This is a genomic window from Cytobacillus purgationiresistens, from assembly GCF_030813235.1.
GTDB classification, from domain to species: Bacteria; Bacillota; Bacilli; order Bacillales; family Cytobacillaceae; genus Cytobacillus; species Cytobacillus purgationiresistens.
Window position 1 is genome coordinate 155,925 of record NZ_JAUSUB010000007.1, and the last position, 13,204, is coordinate 169,128.

Genomic DNA, 13,204 nt, shown 5'->3' on the forward strand with positions numbered 1-13,204 from the left:
AAATAAATTATCCCTTTTTCATATTCGGACGGAGCTTTTTAATACTTAACAGGATTGCACCGACAAAAATGATAGTATATGAAATAACATATGACACCCACAGAGGTGTTTTAATCCCTGTTATTCGATGAATTTCATCATGAATTTCTGGCTCAAATGAACCCGCCAAGACGATGACTGGATTCAGCATAGCCATAAAATAGGCATATGGCGTTGTAGGCGGCGTCCCTGATGAAGACATATGATAATAGCCTTGACCGAATTGCAGCGATATCAATGTCAAAAAGGCCGTTCCACCTACAAGAAATAGTGTGACCGCATACGTAGTTACCATCGAAACAATCGTTTTCCTAATTAAGGTGGAAAAAAGTACGCCTAAACTTCCAAACGCTAATATTGTAAAAGAATAATATACAACAGTAGTTAGTACTTGTATCGGTGAAATTCCTCCATATAAAAACACAAAGCTATATAGAGGCAGACTTGCGATAATCAATAACATTAAATAAGAAATGGACGAAATAAGTTTCGACAGAACAATACTTGCTGAGCTCTGGGCTGTCGTTAGCATAATGTTCAACGTTTGTCTTTCTCTCTCACTTGAAATTACACCCGCTGTCAGTCCTGGAGTAATGAAAAGAATAAGAATCAGCTGCAGAATGGAAAGCATCATAAACATCATTCTGCTTTGTTCAGGTTTAAAGAAACCTTGTGAACTGGTTAAAGATTCAATAAAGACAAAACCAATGATTAAAATGGCGAGCGCCAATAAATAAAACAAAAGGCCAAGAAAGCTTTTAAATGAGCGGAACCTTAACTTAAACTCTTTATTTAATACCGGGTTGATGACGAAATGCTTCAAGACAGCTCCACCCCTTTCGTAATTTCCATAAAGATATCTTCAAGATCAACCTGCGCTTCTGCAAAGCTTCTAATGGCAAGACCGTATTTAATTGCACTGCGCAGGAGCTCCACCTGCTCTTGATCAGTCCCTTTAAAAGTAAACTCAATTGTGTGACTTTCAGGCTGATATTGAAGTCTTGCCACTAGCGGTTCATCTTCAAAAAAGGCAATCGCATTTTCCGCATGTCCTGCAAGCATGACCGTTATGACTTTTTCACCTTTTAGCTGAGCTTGAATCTCAGCTACCCCGCCTTCAGCAACGAGCTTCCCTTGATCAATTATCCCGATGCGATCACACATCTCTGCAAGCTCAGGTAAGATGTGTGAGGAAATTAAGATGGTTTTCCCCATTTCCTTTAATTCTTTTAAAATTTCACGCATTTCAATTCTTGCTCGTGGATCTAATCCAGACGCAGGTTCATCTAAAATCAGCACCTCCGGATCATGGATTAAGCTACGCGCTAAACAAAGACGCTGCTTCATACCCCGTGAAAGCAAATCCACATATGCATCGCGCTTATGAGTCAAATTCACTAAATCAAGGAGTTGAGGAATTAATTTTTCTCTTTCTGACAAAGGTATACCGTAGCTTGCTCCATAGAAATGCAGGTATTCGTTTGCCTTCAGCTGGTCATATACCCCAAAAAAGTCTGGCATATAACCTATTTGCCTGCGCACCATCTTCGCTTCCTTTTGCACATTATAGCCATTGACAAAGGCTGTACCAGCTGTAGGGGCAAGCAAAGTGGATAAGATGGAAAAGGTGGTCGATTTACCAGCTCCATTTTGTCCAACAAACCCAAACACGGTTCCTTTTTCTATTTTTAAATTTAATGAATCAAGCGCAGTAAATTTTCCATATCTTTTTGTTAAATCTATGATTTCTATCATGGTGACAATTCCCCTTTAATTGTTATATTAGGCAATTGGGTATAAGGATCTCCGTTTGTGTTTTTGTTAAATTTGATCATCACTTCACCTTTGTCAGATATATATTCATCAATCGAATCTTTTTCTGTCAGTTGGAATGTATTGTTTTTACTTAAGTCAATCTCAATCCATTCATTTTTAGTCTGATGATAAATCGAATAATTCACACCATGACTATTTATCACAAGCTTTAATTCATTAATACTATAATTCTTGCCAATCATATCAGCTGGTAATTGATAAATATAATCATATTCTCCGTCTTCTAATAAAGCTTCATTATTAGCAGTGCTGTACCAATCCTCATGTATCTGACCTTCAATGATTTTAAAGCGGGCATTTAAATGGTCATTTTTTAAAGTGAACTTTCCGGTAATTTCTTGTTTTGCTTCCGTTTTTTCAATTATGAGGTTCAGATTATGCTGTTTTTCTTCCTTATCCTCCATTTTTATATCAATGACTGAATCTGTTAAGATCCCTGCGAGCACTGGCTGGTTATCTTTATAGTAATAATCCAGGAGAAAGTTGGATGCAGCAGAAAATAACCTTTCTTGCTTCATCTCATTAATACCCTGTTGATTAGAACCTCCGTACCCATTTGAATATGGACGGGTTAGAAAGCTGGATTTCACTTCGGCTTTTACAGATATTGTTTCTCCCTTTTTCACTGGTCCGAGTTTAACTTGGCGGTTTCCTGTCCAAAGATAAAGCTCGGCAAAATCATAGTCATAAAGGTTTTCAATCGTACCTGTCAATACGCCGTTCTTAAAGGTTAAATCACTTTTATATGAACCGGCAGAATCGTGCTGGGCAGGTCCATATACTGTTTTAGCAGACCAATATTCGATGCTCGGGAATACCACACTATCCCGCTTTGCCTTTTTCTCCATTACGGCGCCTCTTAAAGGATCAACACTTGCTGAGTTCATTGTGCTCATTACTGGCGTAAATTCATTTTTAGGATAGCTAACCGTATAGGACCCCTTATTATTTGCAAGAGTTGTCGCAGCTTGATAGCCTTTCAGCTGTTGCCCATCCTGAATATAGAATCCCATTTGATTCAATTGCGGATTACCCAATCTGTCCTTCGCACCGATTGTGAAAATGACAACGGCCATGAGAATCGAAATCGATGGAATAATCCACCATGCTTGCTCCCGTTTATCTAACTTACGAAGAATAAAATACAAAATAGGGACAACAAGAATAATGTATCCGGCCAACAGCGCAATCAACTGGCCAATTGAAAAGCTGGACGACGGAAAATATTCATTTACTTCTGCAAAATCCCAATAAAGCTGATCCAACATGTCAGATCCATAATAACCGCTTGTAATATTGCTTATATCAGCGTGTTTTAAAAGCTGCTCAAACCAATCACTATAATTCGACCACGAAGATAAAGGCTCATCACCTAGTGAAAATGCGGTTTGGAGAATGATACCTTGGCCATAGGATTTCTTGACGACTGCAGGGGTTTCCCCGCTCTTTGCCAGCACGGTCGCATCCTTTTCAAGCTCCCCTGTAAATAATTGCAGTTCTTTTATCGGAAAGTCTTTATCTTTATTCGTATTTAAAAATGATGCATCACCCTTTGTTTCATTAGTTGTTTGTAGCGGCAATAATGAATAAAGCGGCCCATAAAATTGACTGGCATTTGGTGTACCGCCTGCAATAAATACGCCCCCTCCTGCAATCCATTCGCTTATAGCTGCTTGTTGTTCTTCTGATAAAGCAGAAACAGCAAACTTATCAATAAGCAAAACATCAAGCGTTTCTAAGCTTAATGCATGTTTCGGAACATGCTCTTCTTTCATTTGCACCAATTGCGTCTGTGTTTTTGGAAGAACCCTCAACTCTTTTAAACGATCGTATTGTTCGCTTAATACGCCAATTATATGATCATCAATGTCAATAAACTTCGGTTTAATTGTTTTGTCGCCCTTATAGGGAACTGCCTTTCCATCCCTCCAGTCGCCTTTAAATAAATGAATCGTTGGCTCATTTTGATTATAGGATTGATAATCCTCTGTCACACCAGGCAATGCTACTTCAAACGATTTAGAACTGTTGGCAGGCAGCTCTATTTTAACCGGTACGGATCCACCGGCATTATATGTAGGATAAAACTCAACTAGTAAATAGCCGCTGAAGTCCCCCCCTGAATTTTCCGCTACAACTCTTAACGGAAAACCTTCCCCACTTTTTACTTTTCCATCAAATCCAGCTTCGACAGATATTTTTATTTTTTCTGCCGCTGCCGTTGCAGGGTGTGTCCAATTGAAGCATAGCAGGACTGTAAATAATATTATAATGGATATTTTTACTCTTTTCTGCACAAAATCTCCCCCTGTTTTCATTCCACATATTCATTGACGAAAAAACAATTTAAAAAGTTCTGCATTTTAAAAAATATTTCTATATATTGGACGATTATATTTCCCTTGTCCCCTACACATAAGCTAAATATCTTTATTAGAGTTCGATTTTCTTATATAAATTCCTTTATTATGAAAAGATCCTCCATACAAAAAGGGTGAGCCAATTAAGGCTCACCCTGTCGCATCAAATATTCTATTTTTCTTCCGCTTCTATCGTGTCTGAAAACAATCCATAAACATATTGCTCAGCATTAAATTCTTGTAAATCATCCATTTTCTCTCCCAGTCCAACGAACTTAACCGGGATGTCTAGTTCATTGCGAATCGCTAAGACAATGCCGCCTTTAGCTGTCCCATCGAGCTTAGTAAGTACAATGCCGCTTACATTTGTCGCTTCTTTAAAGGTTTTGGCTTGTACCATCGCATTCTGTCCTGTTGTTGCATCTAATGCCAGCAGGACTTCGTGAGGTGCACCTGGTATTTCTCTCTCGATGACACGCTTTACCTTTTCAAGCTCCTTCATCAAATTTACTTTGTTTTGCAGGCGACCAGCCGTATCGCAAATGAGAATGTCTGCTTGCCGTGCTTTTGCAGCCTGAACAGCGTCAAACATCACCGCGGCTGGATCTGAGCCTGCTCCTTGCTTAATTACATCAACGCCTACTCTTTCTCCCCATACTTCCAGCTGTTCAATTGCACCTGCGCGGAATGTATCACCTGCAGCAAGCACTACTTTTTTTCCTTCGCCTTTAAACTTATGGGCCAGCTTGCCAATCGTTGTCGTTTTTCCGACGCCATTTACTCCGACAAACAATATGACAGTTAATCCGTCAGCTTGAATATTCAAAGCAGACGAAGCGTTTCCGCCCTTTTCATAAATATCAACCAGCTTTTCTGAGATGACAGCATGAACTTCTGCAGGATCCTGGATGTTCTTTCTTTTCACTTCCATTTTCAGCTCTTCAATAAGCGTCATGACTGTGTCAAATCCAACATCCGCCTGGATAAGTATTTCCTCAAGTTCTTCAAAAAAGTCCTCATCGACTTTTCGATAGCGAGCAACGAGGTCATTTACCTTACCTGAGAAATTATCTCTTGTTTTTGATAATCCGTCTTTAAATTTTTCCGTTACCGTATCAGTCTGTAGCGTAATTCGTTCTTTTAACTTTTTAAAAAAGCTCATCTCTTCACTTCCTATTTTTCATTTTTTCAAAATATATGTATCGGAGGTGCGTTTACACACCCCACATATTAAGCTTTATGTTTTTAGCCAAGAACCAATTCTTTCGATTCTTCTAATCTGACTGATACCATTTTCGATACGCCAGATTCTTGCATGGTTACTCCGTAGAGGACATCGGCTTCCTCCATTGTACCTTTACGGTGTGTAATCACAATAAATTGAGTTTCGTGGCTGTAGCGTTTTAAATATTGCGCATATCGATGAACATTGGCTTCATCCAGTGCCGCCTCTACTTCATCCAAGATGCAAAAAGGAACAGGTCTTACCTTCAAAATGGAGAATAATAAGGCGATTGCGGTCAATGCCCGTTCCCCTCCAGATAGCAGTCCAAGGTTTTGCAATTTTTTCCCCGGTGGCTGGGCAACGATATCTATCCCGGTATTTAAAAGATCATCCGGATCTGTAAATCTCAAATCCGCTCGGCCTCCTCCAAATAAGGATTGGAATACTGATTCAAAATGAAAGCGAATCCCTTCAAATGTTTCTTGAAATCTGCGTTTCATTTCCACATCCATTTCATCAATCACTTGGAAAAGTGTATCCTTTGCTTCTTGAAGATCATTTTTTTGTTCTAGTAAAAATTCATAGCGTTCAGAAACTCTCTCGTATTCTTCAATCGCACCAAGATTAACCGTGCCAAGCTCTTCTATCGCTAACTTAATCAGTTTTACTCTCTTTCGTGCCACATCGACTTCAATGGCTAAAGGATATTCTTCCTTTGCAGCCTCATACGATAACAAATACTCTTCACGAAGGTGAGTTAGCCTTGTCTCTAGTTCAACATCCAGACGATTGATCTTCACCTCTTCATCCTTCAGTCCCTCTATCATCCCTTTATGCTGACGATTTAACTCTTTCACCTCACGCTCAAGGTCTTCAAGTACTGTTTGAAGCTTTAAGCGTTCTTCGCGCCTAGTTGAAATTAAGTTTAGTGTTTCATTTTTATCCTGAAGCTTCCGTTTAGCTGCTTCTTCTAAATGATGCTCACCTGATGAGTTATTGGTCATTTCAGAGGATAATAACTGGAGGTCTTCCTTGACCAAGTTTAGACGATCACCATTTTCTTCTATTTCTGATGTGATTTCATTGTATTTATCCGTCGCATAGTTAAGCTGTTCATTCTTTGAAGCAAGGCTAATTTTGAGTTCATTAATCTCATCAAGCACTTCTTCTTTCGAAGTTTGTTGAGAGTTTTTCATTTCAGTTAACTCTTTGATTTTCTGATCAAGAGTGCCAATTTCTGACTGATGCGTTGTTAAAAGGGCTTCAAGTTCCACCCTTCTTTTAAGCAGCCGCTCATTCTCCTCAGAATACTGCACTTTATCCATATCATATAAAGATAAGCGTTCATTCACGCGTTTTTCCTCATATTCTATTTCTCGAAAATCATTGTTTATCCCTTGCTCTTTTGTTCTTAAAGAATTGCTTGTTGTTTTCAGTTCTTCTATTAATGCAGTTTGCTTTTGAACATCGCTTTTCAATTGCTTTACTTGTACTTCCATGCTGCCAGTTTTCGTATCCATATCTGATATTCTAGCTTTAAGCTCTTCCAATTCACTTTTTCTACTTAATATGGATGATTTACTTTGTTTAACTGCTCCGCCAGTCATTGAGCCGCCTGGATTGACCACATCGCCGTCTAGCGTGACGATTCGAACACGATATTGCAGCAGCTTAGCCAGTTCATTGGCACCTTTTAAATCATGGGCTATCACGACATTCCCAAGCAAGCTTTCTATCGCAGGGCTATATTTCTCATTAAATTGAATAAGCTTCGCTCCAACACCGATAAAAGCATGGTGGCTTTGAATCAAATGGAGCTGTCCCTCATTCAAATATTTCCGTTTAAGAATATGTAACGGGAGAAAAGTTGCACGACCAAATGAATTGTTCTTTAAATATTGGATAGCTTGTCTTCCATCAGTCTCTGATTGTACAACAACATGCTGCATCGCTCCGCCAAGTGCAATTTCAATTGCCGTTTCATACTCCTTAGGCACATGAATCAATTCAGCAACCGCACCCTCAATCCCTTGAAGTTTAGAATTTCTAGCCTTTAATACTTCTTTTACACCTTGGAAAAACCCAGAATAATCCTCTTCCAGCTCTGCCAGCATTTCCTGGCGAGATTTTGCCTGTTGGATATATTGATATGCTTGATAAAGCGTTTTTTCTTGTTTATCATAGGTGTTCTTTAATGTTTCTAACTTTCTCTCTTCTTTACGATAGAGGTGGGTATGTGTTTCGATGTCTTGTTCCATTTTTGCTAGCATGGTTTGTAAAGATTGCTTTTTCTCTGCAATTTCTTTACGCTCTTGTAAATATTTTTCATTATCAGAATCCAATTTAACATGGCGGACTTCATGCTGCTGTACTTGACGGTCAATCATTTGTCGCTCATTTTTTGCTGCAGCCTGGCTGTTGAGCATATCAATATACTCGCTTTTTAAGCGTTCAATTTGTGCTTCTGTGTTTTCACTATAAAGCTTTAGCTGTTCTTGCTTTTCATTCAATGCCAGCTGAAGTGCCTTAGCAGCATCTTCTAAAATCTCTTTCGCTGCTTGTTGTGTAATCTTTTGCTCTTTCAATTCCACTTCTCTTGATGAAAGCTCATCAAGATTTTTTCTCAGCTGCTCCTTATTTTGCGAGGCATTCTTTTTTCTTTCCTTCAAAACTTCTTTTCTTCCTTCAAGCTTTTCTAATTCCTCACTTGCATGAAGAAGGACATTTTGGAGATCATTAACTGATTCATCCAGAGCAGTGACATGATCCCGTACTTCGACAATCTTCGCTTCTTTTCCTTGAAGAATCGTTGAAAGCTCCAATTCTCCCTTTTGATGGCTTTCGAAAAGCTGTGACAGCTGTTCCCATTGTTTATGGAGGTCTTCAATTTCAAACACAGTGAGCGCTACCTCGATTTTTTCAAGCTCCTCTTTTTGCTGTAAATAATCTTTCGCAATAGAAGCTTGCACCTTTAATGGTTCAACCTGTGTTTCTAGCTCAAATAAAATATCATTAACCCGATTCAAATTATCTCTCGTCTCAGTCAATTTCACTTCAGCTTTTTTCTTCCTCGTTTTATATTTTAGTACTCCAGCAGCTTCTTCAAAGATTGTTCTGCGCTCTTCTGGTTTACTATTAAGTATTTCTTCCACTCTGCCTTGGCTTATGATAGAGAACGCTTCTCTGCCAAGCCCTGAATCCATAAACAAATCGACGATATCTTTAAGTCTGCATTGTTGTTTATTTATTAAATATTCACTATCACCCGAACGATAGACACGTCTTGTCACACTGACTTCATTATAATCAACAGGTAAAAATTGATCGTTGTTATCTAATGTCAAAGTTACTTCTGCAAAGTTTAATGCCTTTCTTGAATCACTTCCAGCAAAAATGATATCTCCCATTTTTACTCCTCTGAGAGATTTTGCTGATTGCTCTCCAAGCACCCAGCGGATGGCATCAGTTATATTGCTCTTTCCGCTTCCGTTCGGTCCTACAACCGCTGTAACTCCAGTAACAAAATCCACTGTTACCCGTTCAGCAAAGGATTTAAATCCAACTAAATCAAGCTGTTTTAGAAACAAATTCCTGCCTCCCTTATCTACTCATGTTCATTCTTGTTGTCAGGGTTATTTAACATGGTTCTTCAAAACTTCTAGAGCCATTTGAGCAGCGTGTTGTTCTGCTTGCTTTTTAGAGCGTCCGGTACCAGTTCCTAATTCCTTGCCGCTAAGAGAGACGATCGAAACAAATTCACGATTATGCGCAGGCCCTTTTTCATGAAGTATTTTATACTCAATAACTCCTGCTCCATCCCTTTGCACAAGCTCCTGTAACTGGCTTTTAAAATCCATCACGTGCGCGAAAGCACCTGAGTCAATTTTAGGATATACGACATTTTCTAAAAAGGTAACAACCGGGTCTATGCCGAGATCTAAATAAAGCGCACCTATAAATGCTTCGAACACATCAGCAAGCAATGCAGGTCTCATTCTTCCGCCTGTCATCTCCTCGCCTTTACCGAGTAATACAAGCTCACCAAATGAAAGTTCATTCGCGAATGCGACTAATGATGGCTCACAAACAACAGCTGCTCTCAGCTTGGTTAGTTCTCCTTCACTCATCATTGGGTATTTGATATACAAAAATTTTGATACGGTTAATTCCAAGACAGCATCGCCAAGAAATTCAAGACGCTCATTATCTTCATATGGCTTTCTTCTATGCTCATTCACATAAGATGAATGGGTAAAAGCTTGCTTCAACAATTTATCATTATGAAATTCAACACCAAGTCTCTGTTGAAAGTCTTTAAATTTCTTTTCAAGCGCGCGGCCTTTTTTTTCCTTGTCTTTATCCTTATAATTGCGCATGTTTACATCCACCTTGTTCATTTGTAATTTCAATAATACATCGTTTGTCTGTCTTCCATAAGTTTACGTAATTTCACTGAAAAACACAAAGAAACTTGGCAGATTTTAAATCCATGCCAAGTTTACTTACGAGTGAGAGGAAAATTTAACGGTGTACTTACTGTCCGTAATCACCTGAAGCCATGCACCCAAGTAACATCGGACAAAAAATACACACATAGCCTAATTCTTATTCAGCTCACCTTTTAAAACAAAGAAGCTAGTATTCATTTTTATTCCAGTGAGAGCAGTGCCCTCACTGGCTGAAACATTTGTGTCCAACGATTATAGAGCTTTTATGTAATTAACAGCGTCACCGACTGTTGCAATTTTTTCAGCATCATCGTCAGAGATTTCCATGTCAAATTCATCTTCCAATTCCATTACTAGTTCAACGACATCAAGGGAATCAGCGCCAAGATCATCTTTGAAAGAAGCCTCCATTTTCACTTCGGACTCTTCAACACCAAGACGGTCAACGATAATTTTAGTTACACGTTCTAATACTTCTGCCATGCTTGTTCACCTCCCCTCAAGATATTATAGATGATTATTCATTATTAATAAAGAAAAATCACATTACCATTCCGCCATCAACATGAAGCGTTTGCCCCGTCATATATTTACTCTCATCAGATGCCAAGAAAGCAACAACGTTCGCAATATCTTCCGGCTCCCCAAATTTTGCTAGCGGTATTTGTTTCAGCATTTGCTCTCTTAGATCATCATTTAGTTGATCCGTCATATCAGTAGTGATAAATCCTGGTGCAATTGCATTGACTGTAATTCCGCGCGAAGCAAGCTCCTTCGCAGTCGTTTTTGTTAAACCAATTACACCTGATTTAGCTGCTACATAATTAGCTTGTCCAGGGTTGCCGCTTACACCCACGATAGAAGAAATATTGATGATTCTTCCACTTCTCTGCTTCATCATTTGTCTAGTGACACCTTTTGTGCAAAGGAAAACACCTTTTAAATTGGTATTGATAACATCGTCCCACTCATCCTCTTTCATACGCATAAGCAGGTTATCTTTAGTTATACCCGCATTATTAACGAGAATATCAATTTTACCGAACTTCTCCATCACTTCTTTAATCATAGCAGTGACAGAATCACTATTAGACACGTCACATTGAACTGCAAAGGCATCCATACCAATCGCTTTGATTTCGTCAACCACTTCATTCGCTCTCGCTTCACTTCCAGCATAATTGACGGCTACACTAGCACCCAGACTTGCAAGCTTCAATGCAATCTCTTTACCGATACCGCGTGATGCACCTGTTACAATTGCTGTTTTTCCTGCAAAATTCATCGGCTTGCCTCCTTTAATCCTTCTATTGCTTTGTTAATTGAATCTTCATCTGATATAGCAAAAATGGTGGCGGAACGATCAATTTTCTTTACTAGCCCGGACAGTACTTTACCTGGACCAATTTCAATAAAAGTGTCCACACCATTTTCAAGCATTTTCCGAACCGTATCTTCCCATAACACTGGAGAATATAATTGCTCAATCAATCTTGTTTTTATCTCTGAAGCAGCAATCATTTCTTCAGCTGTTACATTAGCAATGACAGGAACAGCTGCATCTTGCAGCGTAATATCATCTAATACCGCTTGGAGTTTTTCAGCAGCAGGCTTCATTAGTTGAGAGTGAAAGGGACCGCTTACTTCTAAAGGCAGTACACGTTTGGCACCAGCTTCCTTCGCCTGAATCCCTGCTAACTCAACACCCTTTTTTGTTCCGGAAATGACGATTTGACCAGGGCAGTTTAAATTAGCCAGCTGAACAGAGTGTCCTTCATCGGTTACGTTTGCCGTCACTACACCTAATTTTTCACGATCTAACCCAAGAATAGCCGCCATTGTTCCCTCACCATGCGGAACAGCTGCCTCCATAAACTCGCCTCTTTTTCGAACTGCATACACAGCATCTTCAAAAGAAATCGCTTTTGCAGCAACTAAAGCGGTATATTCTCCTAGGCTGTGACCTGCTACATAATCAGGCTCTATACCAGACCGTTTAAAATAGGATAAAATAGCCATACTTGTTGTTAATAAAGCAGGCTGAGTATTTGTTGTTAAGGTGAGATCACTTTGAGGACCTTCAAAAATAAGATTTGAAAGCGAATAACCAAGTCGTTGATCTGCCCTTTCAAAGTAGGACTTTATATTCTCATCCGCGTCAGCCAGCTGTTTCCCCATTCCGACTATTTGCGAACCTTGCCCTGGAAACATAAAAGCAATTTTCCTCATAAAGCTTCCCCCTAGTTTTGAATATTAAAAAGTAAAGTGCCAAGCTACTTTTTAACCGCTTCTTTTATTTTTTCAGAAACGTTATTTTCGACCATGTTCTTCGTTTGTTTAATAGCGTTGTATAATGCATTTGCATTGGAAGACCCATGAGCTTTAATGACTGGCGCTTTCAGTCCAAATAACCCTGCACCACCATATTCGCTATAGTCCATTTTTCCTTTTAGCTCTTTTAAATCCGGTTTTAATACCGCAGCTGCCAGCTTGCTTTTCATGCTGCTGGTCAAAGCGCCTTTAAGCATCTTAAAAACAGACATGGCAGTGCCTTCTATCGTTTTTAAAACCATATTCCCTGTAAAGCCGTCTGTTACCACAACATCTGCTGCACCATCAAGCAAATCTCTAGCCTCTACGTTTCCGATGAAATTAATATTTGCTTCTTTCAATAGGGAGAATGTATTTTTCGCCAACTCATTCCCCTTCTTTTCTTCGGTGCCAATATTCAACAGCCCTACCCTTGGATTTTGAATGCCACGAACTTTTTCTGCGTAAATAGAGCCCATCAACGCATACTGCAGAAGATGCTCAGGTTTGGCATCTACATTCGCACCAACATCTAGAAGGAGAAAACCTTGACCATCAATTGTTGGCAAAGTAGGCGTTAATGCCGGGCGTTCGATCCCGTCTATTCTTCCAACAACAAAAAGGCCTGCAGCCATTAAAGCACCTGTATTTCCTGCAGAAATGCATGCATCCGCAACGCCATCCGCTACTTGCTGCGCGGCTAATACCATTGAAGCTGTCTTCTTTCTTCGCACCGCTCTAACCGGCTCATCCGTTCCCAATATGACTTCATCTGTATGTAGGATAGATATTCTTTGTTCTGCAGTTAAGTGTTGTTTGATTTGCTCTTCATTTCCGACAAGGAGAATTTCCAAATCTTTAAAGTCCTCGATTGCTTTCATTGCTCCAAGTACAATTTCCTTAGGCGCATGATCACCGCCCATGGCATCTATTGCTATTTTCATGTTGCTTCATCCTTTTACAGTGGAATTATTTTTTACACCTGC

General features: G+C 39.4%; 10 protein-coding genes. All 10 read right to left on the bottom strand.

The window, feature by feature from the left end; genetic code table 11:
• Nucleotides 1–7 precede the first annotated feature (7 nt).
• The 10 genes from J2S17_RS10420 to plsX all read right to left on the bottom strand — a co-directional run bounded on the left by J2S17_RS10420 (nucleotide 8) and on the right by plsX (nucleotide 13,162).
• The gene (locus J2S17_RS10420; RefSeq protein ID WP_307474529.1) at nucleotides 8–862 is read right to left on the bottom strand and encodes an ABC transporter permease; all 855 of its coding nucleotides are present in this window, start codon (nucleotides 860–862) and stop codon (nucleotides 8–10) included.
• Nucleotides 859–1,794: an ABC transporter ATP-binding protein gene (locus J2S17_RS10425; protein WP_307474531.1), complete on the bottom strand. Its 936-nt coding sequence runs from the start codon at nucleotides 1,792–1,794 to the stop codon at nucleotides 859–861. Before J2S17_RS10425 ends, J2S17_RS10420 begins: the two co-directional genes overlap by 4 nt.
• The gene (locus tag J2S17_RS10430; RefSeq protein ID WP_307474533.1) at nucleotides 1,791–4,172 is read right to left on the bottom strand and encodes a DUF8725 domain-containing protein; all 2,382 of its coding nucleotides are present in this window, start codon (nucleotides 4,170–4,172) and stop codon (nucleotides 1,791–1,793) included. The genes J2S17_RS10425 and J2S17_RS10430 overlap by 4 nt, the downstream gene beginning before the upstream one ends.
• Before the next feature lie 235 nt (nucleotides 4,173–4,407).
• On the bottom strand, nucleotides 4,408–5,397 hold the full coding sequence (gene ftsY, locus J2S17_RS10435; protein WP_307474535.1) for a signal recognition particle-docking protein FtsY: 990 nt from the start codon (nucleotides 5,395–5,397) through the stop codon (nucleotides 4,408–4,410).
• An 83-nt stretch (nucleotides 5,398–5,480) separates the two neighbouring features.
• On the bottom strand, nucleotides 5,481–9,047 hold the full coding sequence (gene smc / locus J2S17_RS10440) for a chromosome segregation protein SMC (RefSeq protein WP_307474537.1): 3,567 nt from the start codon (nucleotides 9,045–9,047) through the stop codon (nucleotides 5,481–5,483).
• A gap of 45 nt (nucleotides 9,048–9,092) precedes the next feature.
• A complete protein-coding gene (gene rnc / locus J2S17_RS10445; protein ID WP_307474539.1) occupies nucleotides 9,093–9,836 on the bottom strand; it encodes a ribonuclease III in 744 nt (247 codons plus the stop codon).
• A gap of 324 nt (nucleotides 9,837–10,160) precedes the next feature.
• Nucleotides 10,161–10,391 (bottom strand): acyl carrier protein, encoded by a 231-nt coding sequence (locus J2S17_RS10450; protein ID WP_307474540.1) that lies wholly within the window; start codon nucleotides 10,389–10,391, stop codon nucleotides 10,161–10,163.
• A gap of 58 nt (nucleotides 10,392–10,449) precedes the next feature.
• Nucleotides 10,450–11,193: a 3-oxoacyl-[acyl-carrier-protein] reductase gene (fabG, locus tag J2S17_RS10455; protein ID WP_307474542.1), complete on the bottom strand. Its 744-nt coding sequence runs from the start codon at nucleotides 11,191–11,193 to the stop codon at nucleotides 10,450–10,452.
• Nucleotides 11,190–12,137: an ACP S-malonyltransferase gene (gene fabD / locus J2S17_RS10460; RefSeq protein ID WP_307474544.1), complete on the bottom strand. Its 948-nt coding sequence runs from the start codon at nucleotides 12,135–12,137 to the stop codon at nucleotides 11,190–11,192. Before fabD ends, fabG begins: the two co-directional genes overlap by 4 nt.
• A 44-nt stretch (nucleotides 12,138–12,181) precedes the next feature.
• Complete coding sequence (gene plsX, locus J2S17_RS10465; protein WP_307474546.1) at nucleotides 12,182–13,162, bottom strand: phosphate acyltransferase PlsX; 981 nt, start codon at nucleotides 13,160–13,162, stop codon at nucleotides 12,182–12,184.
• Nucleotides 13,163–13,204 lie beyond the last annotated feature (42 nt).